This window comes from Actinocatenispora sera, from assembly GCF_018324685.1.
Taxonomy (GTDB): Bacteria; Actinomycetota; Actinomycetes; order Mycobacteriales; family Micromonosporaceae; genus Actinocatenispora; species Actinocatenispora sera.
In genome coordinates this window covers 5,503,370-5,518,636 of record NZ_AP023354.1, presented here as the reverse complement: position 1 = coordinate 5,518,636, position 15,267 = coordinate 5,503,370, and the positions used below count along the sequence as shown (strand labels likewise).

Here is a 15,267-nt window from a genome sequence, read left to right as displayed (position 1 = left end):
TTCGCCGGGCAACGGGGCATTTACCCGGCGCCCGAAAGGGTTGCGGAGCGTGTCGACCGTCGCCGGTTTCGGGCCATCCCGACGAGCCGCGGCGCGCGTCTGACAGGATTTGGGCATGGAGTACGTGCTCATCGCCGTCGGCGTCGTGGTGATCCTGGCGCTGATCGGTGTGTTCGGCCTGGTCCTACCGCACAACAGGCGCACCCGGCGGGAGAATGCCGAGCCGGCCGAGCAGGCCGACCGACCCGCCGGCGGTACCACCACCGCCACCGCGCCGAGCGCCGAACGAGGCGCGGCCCAACCGCAGGCGCCCCCTTCGGCGGGGCCGGCCGAGGACACCGCGGCGCCGACGGTCGAGGAGCCGAGCGCCGAGGAGGCGGTGGCGCCGCCGGCGATCGAGACGCCGGAACCGACCGCCGGCCGGCTGGCCCGGCTGCGCGGCCGGCTGGCCAAGTCGCAGAACCTGCTCGGTCGCGGCCTGCTGGCCTTGCTCTCCTCGGACAAACTGGACGCCGACACCTGGGAGGAGATCGAGGACTCCCTGCTCACCGCGGATGTGGGGGTGGAGGCGACCACGCAGATCGTGGAGCGGCTGCGGGAGCGGACCAAGGTGCTGGGCACCCGGTCCGCCGGTGAACTGCGCTCGCTGCTTGCCGAGGAGCTGGTCACCGCGCTGGACCCCACCCTGGACCGGTCGCTGCACACCGCGCCGCACGATGACCGTCCGGCGGTGATGCTGGTGGTCGGCGTCAACGGCTCCGGCAAGACCACCACCTGCGGCAAGATCGCCCGGGTGCTGGTCGCCGACGGGCGCAGCGTGCTGCTCGGCGCGGCCGACACGTTCCGGGCCGCCGCGGTGGACCAGCTCGCCACCTGGGGCGAGCGGGTCGGTGCGGAGACGGTCCGGGCGCCGGAGGGGCGCGACCCGGCCTCGGTGGCGTACGACTCGGTCCAGCGGGGTATCGAGACCAAGGTCGACACGGTCCTGATCGACACCGCCGGTCGGCTGCAGAACAAGGTCGGCCTGATGGACGAGCTGGGCAAGGTGAAGCGCGTGGTCGAACGGCACGGCCCGGTCGACGAGGCGCTGCTGGTGCTGGACGCCACCACCGGCCAGAACGGGCTCGCCCAGGCGGAGGTGTTCACCCAGGTGGTCAACGTGTCCGGGGTGGTGCTGACGAAACTCGACGGCACCGCCAAGGGGGGCATCGTGATCTCCGTCCAGCGTAAGCTGGGCATCCCGGTCAAGCTGGTCGGTCTGGGCGAGGGCCCGGACGACATGGCGCCGTTCGATCCGCGGCAGTTCGTCGACGCGTTGCTCGGCGAGCCGGCCGGGACGAGTTGACGTCGACCCGAGGTGGTTGGTGACGCAACGTGAGGTCCAGCTGCACGGTGGAAACACCAGCACGGTGGTTCGTGTCGGTGACACCGTCCGTCGCAATGCCGGTCCCTGGACGCCGGCCGTGCACGCCCTGCTGCGCCACCTGGAGGCGGTAGGGTTCACCGGCGCGCCGCGGGCGCTGGGCATCGACGAGCAGGGCCGGGAAGTCCTGTCGTACCTGGACGGCGAGTGCGGGGAGTACCCGATCGCCGAGCACTGGGCCACCGACGAGGCGTTGGTGACGGTGGCCCAGATGCTGCGGATGTTCCACGACGCGCAGCGTGGCTTCCGGCCGCCGGCGAACGCGGTGTGGCGCTCGTTCGGCCCGCCGCCGCCGGACACCGAGGTGATCTGCCATCACGACGCCGCACCGCACAACGTGGTGTGGCGGCCCGACGGCACCCTGGCGCTGATCGACTTCGACCTGTCCAGCCCCGGCTCCCGCATCTACGACGTGGCGTACGCGGCGTGGACCTGGGTGCCGCTGTTCAGCGACCGTGACTCCTACCAGCTGGGGTGGAAGCGGCCGAACCGGCCGCGCCGGCTGCGGATGTTCGCCGACGCGTACGGGCTGACCGAGCGCGACCGGCACCGCCTGGTCCGGGTGATCCGCAAGCGCATCGTCGACCACGTGGAGGGCATCCGGCGGATGGCGGCGGCCGGCGAGCCGGCCTTCGTCCGGATCGTGCACAAGGGTCACCTGCGCCGGCCGATGCGCGACCTGCGGCTGATCGACCACGAACGCCAGCTCCTGGAGTACGCGATGCGCTAGGTGGTGAGCTGTCATCGGTGTGTTCGATGCCGTGCGGTCCCGGGCCCGCAGGTTCCTGGAACGGCCCGGTGCGACGGTCGACCTGGGTTGGGTGCGGCGGCTGCTGCCGGAGATCGAGCAGCGCGGCGCGGCCCTGACCGAAATGACCGACGCCGCGCTGCGCGCGGCCGCGGTGCGGTTCCGCGACGCCGGGATCGAGCGGGTCGACGCGGCGGCGGTGGTGGAGGCGTCCGCACTGGCCCGGGAGGCGGCGGTGCGCGCGCTCGGCCAGCGGCTGTACGACAGCCAGATCCTCGCCGCCGCGGCCATGATGTCCGGCCAGGTCGCCCAGCTCGCCACCGGCGAGGGCAAGACGCTCGCCGCGGTCCCGGCGGTGCTCGGGCTCGCCGCGCGTGGCCTGCCCGTCCACGTGCTGACCGTCAACGACTACCTGGCCCGGCGCGACGCCGAGTGGATGGCCCCGGCGTACGAGCTCCTGGGGTTGCGCGCCGGCTGGGTCGCCGAGTCCAGCGAGCCGGTGCAGCGCCGGGACGCGTACGGCTGCGCGGTGACCTACGGCTCGATCAGCGAGGTGGGCTTCGACTTCCTCCGCGACCAGCTGGTGACCGACCCGGCGGACCGGGTGCAGCGGGAACTGGCCGCGGTGCTCGTCGACGAGGCGGACTCGATCCTGGTCGACGAGGCGCGGATCCCGATGGTGCTGGCGGGGGGAGCGCCGGCGGGCAACCCCGGCCTGCGGGCCGCCACCCGGGCGGTGGCGGGCCTCGTCGACGGTCGTGACTACACGCTCGCCACCGATCACCGCACCGTGCACCTGACCGACGGCGGGCTGCGGCGCGTCGAACGCGAGCTCGACGCCGACCTGTACGCGGCCGACCGGGTCGAGCTGCTGACCGCGGTGAACCTGGCGCTGTCGGCCGCGGTGCTGCTGCGCCGCGACGTCGAGTACCTCGTGCGGGACGGGCGGGTCGAGCTGGTCGACGAGTTCCGGGGCCGGGTGGCGCGGCGGCGCCGGTGGCCGGACGGGCTGCACGCGGCGGTCGAGGTCAAGGAGGGACTCGCGGGAACGGAGTCGGGCGAGGTCCTCAACACCCTGACGGTGCAGGCGTTCGTCCGGCTCTACCAGGTACGCGCCGGGATGACCGCCACCGCCGTGGGCGTCGGGGAGAACCTGCGCACGTTCTACGGCCTGGAGGTGGCGGTGATCGATCCGCACCGGCCGTGCGTGCGCGACGACCTGCCCGACCGGGTGTACGTGACCCGGCGCGACAAGGAGGCGGCGCTGATCGAGGCGGTCGGCGACGCGCACGCGCTCGGCCGGCCGGTCCTGCTGGGTACCCAGGACGTGGCCGAGTCGGAACGCATCGCCGCGGCGCTGCGCGACCGCGGCATCGACAGCGCCGTCCTCAACGCCCGCAACGACCGGGCCGAGGCCGCCATCGTCGGCGAGGCCGGGGCGCCGGGTGCGGTGACCGTGTCGACGCAGATGGCGGGCCGCGGTACCGACATCCGGCTGGGCGGCAGCGATGCGGGAGACGCCGCCGCGCGGGTCGCCGAGCTGGGCGGCCTGCTCGTACTGGGGTGTGGGCGGCACGAGAGCGGTCGCGTCGACGACCAGCTGCGGGGCCGGGCCGGCCGGCAGGGCGACCCCGGCGAGTCGGTGTTCTTCGTGAGCCTGGAGGACGACCTGGTCGTCGAGAACGCGCCCGATGTGGTGCCGGCGGATCCGCGCTCGGACCCCAGCGGCCTGATCTTCGAGGCGGGCATCCGCCGGGTCGTCGACCACGCGCAGCGCGTCGCCGAGGGCGTCAACTACGCCGTGCACCGGGAGACCTGGAAGTACCACCAGGTGATCGAGCTGCAGCGGCAGGAGCTGGCCGCCGACCGGGACCGGTGGCTGACGACCGACGCGGCCGCCGAGCTGCTGCGCGAGGCCCGGCCGGAGAGGTACGCCCAGCTGCGGGAGCTGCTGGGCGAGCCGGCGGTGGCGCGGATCAGCCGGCTGATCGTGTTGCAGCACGCCGACGACTGCTGGGCGGCGCACCTGGGCTACCTGGGCGAGGTACGGGAGGGCATCCACCTGCGTGCGCTGGGCCGCGAGGTGCCGCTGGACGAGTTCCACCGCCTCGCGGTACGGGCGTTCGGGACGCTGCGGGAGCGCATCGTCGAGCGCGGCGTGGCGATGTTCGCCGACGCCGACATCACCGGCGGCGACTGGACGCCGGCGGCCGCCGGGCTGAACCGGCCGGCGGCGACCTGGACGTACCTGACCAGCGACGACCCGTTCGGCAGCGAGCTGGAACGCATCCTTCGCCGGCACGGGCACGATCGGCGACCTCCGCGCTGACCGGTACGGCCGGGGCCGACCTCGGCCAGCCGGCGGGACGAGGACCGCCGATCCCGGGAGGGCCGGCGGCCGCGCCGGGGATGTTACGCCGCCGAAACAAGGCGGTACGCCGCCGTAACGGTGCGGTACGCGGCCGTAACGGCGCGGTCCCGGCTGTGGAACAGCCGCCCGCGACCCTGGTCTCGACCGGCCGGGCAGCGCCGCCCCCGAGAGCCGGGACGTCTTCGGGCTGGGAGGGGACTCGGGTGATCAACTCGGGCGACACCGCCTGGGTGCTCGCGAGCGGCGCGCTGGTGCTGCTCATGACACCGGGGCTGGCGTTCTTCTACGGCGGCATGGTGCGGGCGCGCAGCGTGCTGAACATGCTCATGATGAGCTTCGCGACGATCGGCCTGGTCAGCGTGCTGTGGGTGCTCTACGGGTACTCGCTGGCGTTCGGGCCGGACTCGTTCGCCGGGCTGATCGGCAACCTCGACCACGTCGGTCTGGCCGGCACCCTGGACGCGGTGACCGGGCCGGCGCACCACCAGATCCCGGTGCTGGTGTTCGGCGCGTTCCAGCTGATGTTCGCGATCATCACGCCCGCGCTGATCACCGGCGCGATCGCGGACCGGGCCCGGTTCGGCGCCTGGCTGCTGTTCGCCGGTGTCTGGGTGACGGTGGTGTACTTCCCGGTCGCGCACTGGGTGTTCGACTTCGACGGCGGGAACGGTGGGTGGATCGGCGACCGGCTGGGCGCCCTGGACTTCGCCGGCGGTACCGCGGTGCACGTCAACGCGGGCGCGGCGGGCCTCGCGCTCGCGCTGGTGCTGGGCAAGCGGCACGGCTGGCCGAAGGAGCGGTTCAAGCCGCACAACCTGCCGCTGGTGCTGCTCGGTGCCGGTCTGCTGTGGTTCGGCTGGTTCGGGTTCAACGCCGGCTCGGCGCTCGCCGCGAACGGCACCGCCGGTACCGCGTTCATCAACACCCAGGTCGCGACCGGCGCGGCGATGCTCGGCTGGCTGCTGGTGGAGCGGATCCGGGACGGCAAGGCGACCACGCTGGGCGCCGCGTCCGGTGCGGTGGCGGGCCTGGTCGGTATCACCCCGGCCTGCGCGGCGCTCAACCCGCTGATGTCGGTGGTACTCGGTGTCGTCTGCGGTGCGGTGTGCGCGATGGCGGTGGGCCTGAAGTACAAGCTGGGGTTCGACGACTCGCTGGACGTGGTGGGCGTGCACCTGGTCGGTGGCGCGCTGGGCTCCCTGCTGATCGGGCTGCTTGCCACCGCGACCGTGACCGGCGGGCCGGCCGGGCTGCTGTTCGGCGGCGGGCTCGCGTTGCTGGGCAAGCAGGTGGTCGCGGTGCTCGCGGTCGGGGTCTACTCGTTCGGGCTGAGCTGGCTGATCGGCAAGGCGGTCGACAAGACCATCGGGTTCCGGCTGGCGCCGGCCGACGAGGCCGCCGGAATCGACGGCGCCGAGCACGCCGAGAGCGGGTACGACTGGGGCGGCCTGCTGTCCGGCCGGCGCGGCGTACCGGCGGCGTCCACATCGGACACTCCGGCCGCGGTGCCGGCGGGGAAGGAGTAGCCGTGCAGCTGATCACGGCGGTCGTCAAGCCGTTCCAACTGGACGCGGTCAAGGACGCGGTGCAGGCGCTGGGGGTGGCCGGGATGACCGTCACCGAGGTCTCCGGGTACGGCCGGCAGAAGGGCCACGTGGAGCTCTACCGCGGCGCCGAGTACTCGGTGGAGTTCGTTCCGAAGGCCCGTGTCGAGGTCGTCGTGGACGACTTCGACGTGGACAAGGTGGTTGACGCGGTCGTCGCCGCGGCCCGTACCGGGCGCATCGGCGACGGCAAGGTGTGGGTCACCGAGGTCCGCGAGGTGATTCGGGTCCGCACCGGTGAACGCGGTGTCGACGCCCTCTGACCCACCCGGCGTCACCCGGCCGGGGGGCCGCGGCGGTGGCGCCGTCGCGCCGCCGTTCGCCGGACCCGCCGGTGCGCGGGCGGTCGGTGCTCCGGCGCGGCCGGGCGGCGCCGGGGCACCGCCCCGAACGGCCGGGATCGGGCCGGCCGCGCGGGCGGCCCGGGCGGCCCGGCTGGACGGCTGGCTGGCCGGGCTGCTGCCGAGGGTGCCCGGGGTGGCGCTGCTGGCGCTGGGCGGTCTCGGTCGCCGCGAGTGCCTGGAGCGCACCGACCTCGACCTGCTCATCGTCCACAGTGGACACGACGGGATCGGTGCGGTCGCCGACGCCGTGTGGTACCCGGTCTGGGACGCGGGACTGCGCCTGGACCACGCGGTACGCACGGTGCCCGAGCTGCTCGCCGTCGGCGCCGAGGACGCCAAGGCGGCGCTCGGCCTGCTCGACGCCCGGTACGTGGCCGGCGACCGGGCGCTCGCCGAACGGGTCCGCGCCGCCATCCAGGTGTCCTGGCGGCGCGGCGCGGCCACCCGGCTGGCCGCGCTGCGCGCGCTCGATCTGGCCCGCTGGGAGCGGTACGGGGAGCTCGCGAACCAGCCGGAGAGCGACCTGAAGCAGGCCCGCGGCGGGTTGCGCGACGCGGTGGTGCTGCGCGGGATCGCGTTCGCTCAGCTGGTACCGGGCTCCCGCGGGGCCGCGCTGGCCGCGCAGCGGCGGCTGCTGACCGTCCGGGAGGCGCTGCACCAGGTCGCCGGCCGGCCGCTGGACCGGCTGGTCGCCGACCTTGCCGCGCCGGTCGCGGCGCGGCTGGTCGACGTGGCCGCCGACCTCGCCCCGGACGATCGACCGCTGCCGCCCCACGGCGACGAGACGCCCGACGACCCGTCGCCGCTCGCCGGATGCGCGCCGGGTGACCGGCAGTGCATGGCAACGGCGCTCGCGGTACGGGTGGCGGACGACGCGCGGACCATTGCGTACGCGCTGGACGACGCCTGGCGTTCGGTGCGCCGGTCCGGATCCCGGCCGTACGCGGGTCGGCGACGTGGCGGGGGAGCCGGCGGGGCCGGCCGCCGGCCGCTGGACGACGGCGTGGTCGAGCAGGACGGTGAGGTGGTCCTGGCCCGGGCGGCGCTGGCACCGGACCGGCCGGACCCGGCGCTGCCGCTGCGGGCGGTCGGCGCGGCCGCCCGGGCCGGCCTGCCGATCGCCGCCGCGACGCTGGAATGGCTCGGCGCGGCGTGCCCGGCGCCGCCGCAACCGTGGCCCGAACCGGTCCGGCGGGCGTTCCTGCGGCTGCTCGGTGCCGGCTCCGGGCTGGTGCCGGCCTGGGAGGCGGCCGACCGGTACGGGCTGGTCGAGCGGTGGATCCCGGAGTGGTCGGCGGTGCGCAGCCTGCCGCAGCCCGGGCCGGTGCACCGGCACACGGTCGACCGGCACCTCGTCCAGACCGTGGTGTGCGCGACGGCCGCGGCGCACACGGTGGCCCGGCCGGACCTGCTGCTGACCGCCGCGCTGCTGCACGATGTCGGCAAGGGCAGCGGTCGCGACCACGCGGCGGCCGGGGCGGCGCGGGCCGAACGCATCGCCGTCCGGATGGGCTTTCCGGCCGGCGACGTGGCGACGTTGGTGCGGTTGGTCCGGTGGCACCTGCTGCTGCCCGAGGTGGCGACCCGGCGTGACCTGGCCGACCCGGTGACGATCGCGGCGGTGGCGGACACGGTCGGCGAGGCCGGGCTGCTGGACCTGCTCACCGCGCTCACCGTCGCCGACGCCACCGCGGCCGGCCCGGTCGCCGCGTCGGTCTGGCGGCTCGGGCTGATCGACACCCTGGCCCGGCGGGTACGCGCGGCGCTCGACACCGGTGCGCTGCCGACCCCGGGGCAGCCGTCCGCCCGGGTCCGTGCGCTCGCCGGGGGGCCGCTGCCGGCCATCGAGGTCGAGCCCGACCGGGTGCGGGTGGCCGCGGCGGCCGGTACCGACCTGCTCGCGGCGGTCGCGGGCTGCCTCGCCGCGCACCGGCTCACCGTCCTGTCCGCCGACGTCACCGCCGTGCCGAGCGGCCCGGCGCCGGAGCCGGTAGCGGCGGTGGAATGTCTGGTACACCCAGATTTCGGCACCGCGCCCGATCCGGCGCGGCTCGCCGCGGAACTGCGGCGGGCGCTGCGCGGCGACCTGCCGGTGGCCGAACGGCTCGCCGCGCGGGAACGCGGGTACGCCCGGAGCGGCCTCGCGGTGGCGCCGACGGTGCTGTGGCACGACGGGGCCGCCACCGACGCGGTGGTGCTGGAGGTACGGGCCGCCGACCGGATCGGCCTGCTGTACCGGCTGGCCCGGAGCATCGCCGCGGCCGGTGGCCGGATCCGCGCCGCCCGGATCGGTACCCTCGGCGCGGTCGCGGTGGACACCTTCTACCTGGTCGGTACGGTGGACCGGGCGCGGATCGGCGCCGCCGTGGCCACCGCGGCGGCCAGCTGACCGCCGCGGTGGCGGGCGTAATGCACCGATTGTGGTTCGTGGTCCGGTGCGCCGACCACACGCCAGCAGCTCGCCCGGTCCGCCCGGTACGCTCGAAGACCGATGCTTGCGGCCCGCCTGCCGGTGGACCTGCCCGCCGACCACAGTTAGAGGACCTTCGACGTGTTCGATTCGCTGACCGAGCGACTCTCCGGCATCTTCACCCAGCTGCGCGGCAAGGGTCGGCTGTCCGAGGCCGACATCGACGCCACCGCACGCGAGATCCGGCTGGCGCTGCTGGAGGCCGACGTCGCGCTGCCGGTCGTCAAGGAGTTCATCGCCCGGGTCAAGGAGCGGGCCCGCGGCGCCGAGGTGTCCCAGGCGCTCAACCCGGCCCAGCAGGTCATCAAGATCGTGCACGAGGAGCTGGTCGGCGTCCTCGGCGGCGAGGAGCGCCGGCTCAGCTTCGCCAAGCAGCCGCCGACGGTGATCATGCTCGCCGGCCTGCAGGGCGCCGGTAAGACCACGCTCGCCGGCAAGCTCGGCCGGTGGCTGCGCGAGCAGGGGCACACCCCGCTGCTGGTGGCGGCCGACCTGCAGCGGCCGAACGCGGTCAACCAGCTGCAGATCGTCGGCGAGCGCGCCGGCGTCGAGGTGTACGCACCGCAGCCCGGCAACGGCGTCGGCGACCCGATCCAGGTGGCGGCCGACTCGATCGACCACGCCAAGCGGGTGCAGCGCGACGTGGTCGTCATCGACACCGCCGGCCGGCTCGGCGTGGACGCGGAGATGATGGCGCAGGCCGCCTCGATCCGCGACGTGACGAGCCCCGACGAGGTCCTGTTCGTCATCGACGCGATGATCGGTCAGGACGCGGTGGCCACCGCCGAGGCGTTCCGCGACGGCGTCGGCATCACCGGCGTCGTACTGTCCAAGTTGGATGGTGACGCCCGCGGTGGTGCGGCGCTGTCGGTCCGGCAGGTCACCGGCCAGCCGATCATGTTCGCCTCCACCGGGGAGAAGCTGGAAGACTTCGACGTCTTCTACCCGGAGCGGATGGCCTCCCGCATCCTCGGCATGGGTGACGTGCTCACCCTCATCGAGCAGGCGGAGAAGGTCTTCGAGGCCGACCAGCAGGAGCGGATGACCGCGAAGCTGGTGGGCGGCGAGCAGTTCACCCTGGACGACTTCCTGGAGCAGCTGATCGCCATCCGCCGGATGGGTCCGATCGGCAACCTGCTGTCGATGATGCCCGGCGCCGGTCAGCTCAAGGACCAGATCGCCGACATCGACGACAAGCACCTCGACCGGGTCACCGCGATCATCCGGTCGATGACCCCGGCCGAGCGCGGTACCCCGAAGATCATCAACGGGTCCCGCCGGGTGCGCATCGCGACCGGCTCCGGCACCACCGTCACCGACGTGAACCAGCTGCTGGAGCGGTTCACCGAGGCACAGAAGATGATGAAGCAGATGGGCGGCATGATGGGGCTGCCCGGCCGGCGCAAGGCGACGAAGTCGCCGAAGAACAAGCGCAAGGGCAAGAAGGGCAAGCAGCAGAACCGGCAGCCGCGGTCGGGTGGCATGCCGGCGCTGCCGCCCGGGCTCGGCGGCCTGCCCGGTGCCGGCGCCGGCGGGTCGGGCGACGGCAAGGACAACGGCCTGCCGCCGGGCTTCCAGATGCCCAAGATCGACCTGTCCAAGTTCGGCAAGAAGTAGCCGACCGGCGACGGCCGCCGGGCCGGTACGAGCCGCGGGTCGCGCTGGGCGCGCGGCCGGTGCGGGTGACGGTGCCGGGTCCGGTTCGGCGCCGCCCGGGCGGGCCGCTACGGTTCGGTCATGGCGCTTCATCTGCGGGGTGTGCTGCTGCCCGACGACCAGGTCCGCGACGTCTGGCTGGTCGGTGACCGGGTCACCTTCCAGCCGGTACGAGACGCGCAGACGGTGGTGGCCGGCGGCTACCTGATTCCGGGCCTGGTGGACGCGCACTGCCACCTCGGCATCGCCCGCGGCGCCGTCCCGGTGACCGACCTGGACACCGCCCGCGCGCTGGCTCGGATCGACCGCGACGCCGGGGTGCTCGCGATGCGCGACGCCGGTTCACCGTTGCACTACCCGCAGCTGGAGGACGAGCCCGACCTGCCCCGGCTGGTCCGGGCCGGCCGGCACCTCGCACCACCGAAGCGGTACCTGCGGGGCGTCGCGCAGGAGGTGTCCGCGGCCGAGTTGCCCGCGGCGGCGGCCGAGCAGGCCCGGCTCGGCGGTGGCTGGATCAAGCTGGTCGGCGACTGGATCGACCGCGGCGCCGGCGATCTGGGCCCGACCTTCGACGAGGCGAGCGTGGCGGCGGCGGTCGACGCGGCGCACGCGGCCGGTGCCCGGGTCGCCGTGCACACCTTCAGCGAGCAGGCGGTCGAGTTCCTGGTGCGCTGCGGCGTCGACTCGGTCGAGCACGGTACCGGCCTGTCGGAGGGGTTGCTGGACGAGATGGCTCGTCGCGGCACCGCGCTGGTACCCACGATGGTCAACGTCGCCACCTTCGACGACATCGCGGCGCAGGCCGAGCCGAAGTTCCCGAGCTACGCCGAGCACATGCGGCGGCTCAAGCAGAACTTCCCGCGGCTGGTCGGCGCCGCGGTGGACGCCGGCGTGCCGGTCTACGTCGGTACCGACGCCGGCGGCGGCATCGACCACGGCCTCGCCGCCGAGGAGATGCTGCTGCTGCACGAGCAGGCCGGGATGGCGCCGACCGACGTGCTGGCCGCCGCCTCCTGGCGGGCCCGCGAGTGGCTGGGCGTGCCCGGCCTGGTCGAGGGCGGCCTCGCCGACGTCGTGGTGTACGACCGGGATCCGCGCACCGATCTGACCGTGGTCCGCGAACCGTCCCGGATCGTCCTGCGCGGCCGCATCCTCCGCTGACGCACCGCCTACCTGACGGCAGCCGATCCCAGGACTAGGGTCGGTGGCACGGACGGGGACACGTTCGGCAGGGAGGCGGTTGCGATGGCGAGCAGGGCGCCACGGTCGGATCGCGGTGACGAGCAACTGGTCGTCTCGCCGCCGAAACGGGCGGCCGCCGGCGTCGGCGGCATCGCGCACGGGCTGTCCGCGGCGCTGCGCCAGATGGGCGTGGCCCGCAGCACCCGCACGCTGCTCGCGGTCAACCAGGACGGCGGGTTCGACTGTCCGGGTTGCGCCTGGCCGGAGCCGGGGCACAAGCACACCGCCGAGTTCTGCGAGAACGGCGCGAAGGCGGTCGCCGAGGAGGCGACGCTGCGCCGGGTCGGGCCGGAGTTCTTCGCCGCGCACCCGATCTCGCAGCTCGCCACCCGCTCCGACCACTGGCTCGGCCAGCAGGGCCGGCTCACCCATCCGATGGTGCGCCGGCCGGGTTCGGACTCCTACGAGCCGATCGAGTGGGACGCCGCCTACGCGCTGATCGCCGAACAGCTGCGCGGGCTGGCCAGCCCGGACGAGGCGATCTTCTACACCTCCGGGCGCACCAGCAACGAGGCGGCGTTCTGCTACCAGCTGTTCGCCCGCGCGTTCGGCACCAACAACATGCCGGACTGCTCGAACATGTGCCACGAGTCGTCCGGTACCGCGCTGACCGAGACGATCGGCGTCGGCAAGGGGTCGGTGAGCATCGACGACGTCGAGCACGCCGACCTGCTGGTGATCGTCGGCCAGAACCCGGGGACCAACCATCCACGGATGCTGACCGCGCTGGAGCACGCGAAGCACAACGGCGCGCGGATCATCGCGATCAACCCGCTGCCCGAGGCGGGCCTGATCACCTTCCGCAACCCGCAGCGGCCCAGCGGCATCGTCGGCTCGGGTACCCCGCTGGCCGACCAGTTCCTGCAGGTCAAGCTGGGCGGCGACCTGGCACTGTTCGCCGCGTTCGGCACCCTGCTCGCGGGCCGCGACGAGGTGGTGGACCGCGACTTCGTCGACCGGTACACCGAGGGGTTCGACGACTACCGTGCGGCCCGGCGCGAGGTCGACTGGGCGCAGGTGGCCGCGGCGACCGGACTGTCCCGGGACGAGATCGAGCGCGCCGCGGAGTCGCTGGCCACCGCGAAGCGCAGCATCGTGTGCTGGGCGATGGGCATCACCCAGCACACCGAGGCGGTCGCCACCATTCGCGAGATCGTGAACGTGCAGCTGCTGCGCGGCATGATCGGCAAGCCGGGCGCCGGGTTGTGCCCGGTGCGTGGCCACTCCAACGTCCAGGGCGACCGCACCATGGGCATCTGGGAGAAGCTGCCGGCCTGGGCGCCGAAGCTCGCCGACCAGTTCGGCATCGAGGTGCCGCAGCGGGTCGGGTACGACACGGTCGAGGCGATCCGCGCGATGCGGGACGGCAAGGCGAGCGTGTTCATGGCGCTGGGCGGCAACTTCGCCTCGGCCACCCCGGACACCGAGGTGACCGAGCAGGCGCTGCGCAGCTGTGCGCTGACCGTGCACGTGTCGACCAAGCTGAACCGCTCGCACCTGGTGCCCGGCGCGATCTCGCTGATCCTGCCGACGCTGGGGCGCACCGACTCGGACATCCAGATCGGCGGCCGGCAGCGGGTCAGCGTGGAGGACTCGATGAGCTGCGTGCACGCCTCGACCGGACGGCTCACCCCGGCCTCCGACCAGCTGCGTAGCGAGGTGGCGATCATCTGCCAGCTGGCCCGCGCGGTGCTCGGCGACGACCTGCCGTGGCGTGACTTCACCGACGACTACCGGATCATCCGGGCCCGGATCGCGGCGATCGTGCCGGGCTTCGAGGACTTCGAGGACCGGCTGGACCAGCCGGGCGGGTTCGTGCTGCCGCACCCGCCGCGCGACTCGCGCACGTTCAACACGCCGAGCGGGAAGGCCCGGTTCACGGTCAACGAGATCAGCGCCCCGACCGTACCGGCGGGCCGGTTGCTGCTGCAGACGGTGCGCAGCCACGACCAGTACAACACCACGATCTACGGCCGGGACGACCGGTACCGCGGCATCCACGACGGGCGCCGGGTCGTGTTCGTGCACCCCGACGACCTGACCGAGCTGGGCGTCACGGACGCGTCCACCGTGGACATCGTGAGCGAGTGGACCGACGGGGTGGGCCGGCGCGCGCCGGGGTTCCGCGTGGTGGCGTACCCGACCGCGCGCGGCTGCGCGGCGGCGTACTTCCCGGAGACCAACGTGCTGGTGCCGCTGGACTCCACCGCGAAGGGCTCGAACACCCCCACCTCCAAGGCGATCGTGGTCCGCCTGGAACCCACCGCCTGACTCCGGTCAGTGGCCGCCGGACCGTCGGGCCGGGCGGGTGCGGCGCCAGTAGGAGTAGGCGGAGACGGCGAGGCTCACGCCGTACCCGGCGAAGGCGCCGATACCGATCCAGCTGACCAGCAGGGCGTCCGCGTCGGTGGGCAGGTCGCCGCGGACGACCGGCACCGCGCCGGCGGTGGCGAGGGCAAGGTCGACCACCCCGACCACGCCGTACGGCGCGAGGGTGGCCGTGCCGAGTAGCGCCGGTACCAGCAGTACCAGCCGGGGTACCCGCCGGCCGCGCAGCAGCGGTACCCAGCGGGGAAACACCCGGCCCCACGGCCGGACCAGCGCGAACAGCAGCAGCACGCCGAGCGCGGCGAGCAGTGCGGTGGCGTCCAGCCCGTACGACTCCAGGGTGAGCCACAGGCCGGAGGCGCCGTTGCGGGCCGAGATCGCGAGCATCCGCGCCCCGCTGACCCCGGCGAACGTACCGCCGAGCGCCCACACCGTCTTCATCGCCGCGTACGGCAGGAACGCCGCCGCGCCGGCGTACGCGGCGAGGCGGACCGGCAGCGACGGCTCCGCCGGTACCGGTGCGGCCGAGGCGGCGCCGGAGCGCGCCGCGGCGCCGAGCGACACCACCCCGACCATGCCGACCGCGTGCAGGATCATCGCGGGCACGCGGTCCACGTGCTGCGAGACCGCGAGCGTGATCAGGTCCATCAGCAGCCCGAACGCGGTGACCACGGACAGCCCGCACAGCACCGCGTAGCAGCGGCGGAGCGTGCGGGTGGCGGCCGGGCCGCGGTCGAGCAGCGCGGTCACCGCGGCCGCTGTGGCGATCGCGACCGGGTACCAGTTCAGCGCGACCGGCAGCGGATCGGCGGCCCGCGCGAACAGCGCGGTACCGGTGGCCAGCCCGACCGCGCCCAGTCCGCCGGACAGGACCGCCCAGCCGAGCACCGCCCGCCGCGGCCAGCGCGGGCGCCCTATCGTGGTCGACGGACCGCGGCCGGACTGCGGCCCGGGTCCGCGGCTGGTGCCGCGAGCGGTCGCGGTGTCGCGGCCGGGATGCCTCGCGTGGCTGGTGTCGATCATGCGATCACCGTCGCAGCGGCCGCCGGTCCGGTCCTCCCGCACGCCGGTGGGACCGCTC

General features: G+C 74.1%; 10 protein-coding genes. 9 read left to right on the top strand and 1 reads right to left on the bottom strand.

Translation table 11 applies throughout. The annotated features are described in order from the left end of the window. The first annotated feature begins 115 nt into the window (after positions 1 to 115). The 9 genes from ftsY to Asera_RS25960 all read left to right on the top strand — a co-directional run bounded on the left by ftsY (position 116) and on the right by Asera_RS25960 (position 14,129). Positions 116 to 1,345 carry a signal recognition particle-docking protein FtsY gene (ftsY, locus tag Asera_RS26000; protein ID WP_030448118.1) on the top strand — a complete coding sequence of 410 codons (1,230 nt, stop codon included), beginning with the start codon at positions 116 to 118 and terminating at the stop codon, positions 1,343 to 1,345. A gap of 16 nt (positions 1,346 to 1,361) precedes the next feature. Continuing rightward, positions 1,362 to 2,153, top strand: a complete 792-nt coding sequence (locus tag Asera_RS25995; RefSeq protein ID WP_425305958.1) for a phosphotransferase enzyme family protein — start codon at positions 1,362 to 1,364, stop codon at positions 2,151 to 2,153. Positions 2,154 to 2,166: 13 nt separating this feature from the next. Beyond that, on the top strand, positions 2,167 to 4,500 hold the full coding sequence (secA2, locus tag Asera_RS25990; protein WP_051802679.1) for an accessory Sec system translocase SecA2: 2,334 nt from the start codon (positions 2,167 to 2,169) through the stop codon (positions 4,498 to 4,500). A gap of 302 nt (positions 4,501 to 4,802) precedes the next feature. Further along, entirely contained in the window at positions 4,803 to 6,068 is a 1,266-nt protein-coding gene (locus Asera_RS25985; protein WP_244844230.1) for an ammonium transporter, read from the top strand. A 2-nt stretch (positions 6,069 to 6,070) separates the two neighbouring features. Next, the gene (locus Asera_RS25980; RefSeq protein WP_030448114.1) at positions 6,071 to 6,409 is read left to right on the top strand and encodes a P-II family nitrogen regulator; all 339 of its coding nucleotides are present in this window, start codon (positions 6,071 to 6,073) and stop codon (positions 6,407 to 6,409) included. Continuing rightward, positions 6,393 to 8,879, top strand: coding sequence for a [protein-PII] uridylyltransferase (locus Asera_RS25975; RefSeq protein WP_084132314.1), 2,487 nt, complete (start codon positions 6,393 to 6,395; stop codon positions 8,877 to 8,879). Before Asera_RS25980 ends, Asera_RS25975 begins: the two co-directional genes overlap by 17 nt. A gap of 162 nt (positions 8,880 to 9,041) precedes the next feature. Next, a complete protein-coding gene (ffh, locus tag Asera_RS25970; protein ID WP_030448112.1) occupies positions 9,042 to 10,577 on the top strand; it encodes a signal recognition particle protein in 1,536 nt (511 codons plus the stop codon). A gap of 120 nt (positions 10,578 to 10,697) precedes the next feature. Then, a complete protein-coding gene (locus Asera_RS25965) occupies positions 10,698 to 11,777 on the top strand; it encodes an amidohydrolase family protein (protein ID WP_030448111.1) in 1,080 nt (359 codons plus the stop codon). Between the two features lie 84 nt (positions 11,778 to 11,861). Further along, a complete protein-coding gene (locus tag Asera_RS25960; protein WP_030448110.1) occupies positions 11,862 to 14,129 on the top strand; it encodes an FdhF/YdeP family oxidoreductase in 2,268 nt (755 codons plus the stop codon). 6 nt (positions 14,130 to 14,135) lie between these two features. Here the strand turns inward: Asera_RS25960 and Asera_RS25955 are convergent, their stop codons facing one another. Beyond that, positions 14,136 to 15,209, bottom strand: a complete 1,074-nt coding sequence (locus Asera_RS25955) for a hypothetical protein (protein ID WP_211255689.1) — start codon at positions 15,207 to 15,209, stop codon at positions 14,136 to 14,138. Positions 15,210 to 15,267 lie beyond the last annotated feature (58 nt).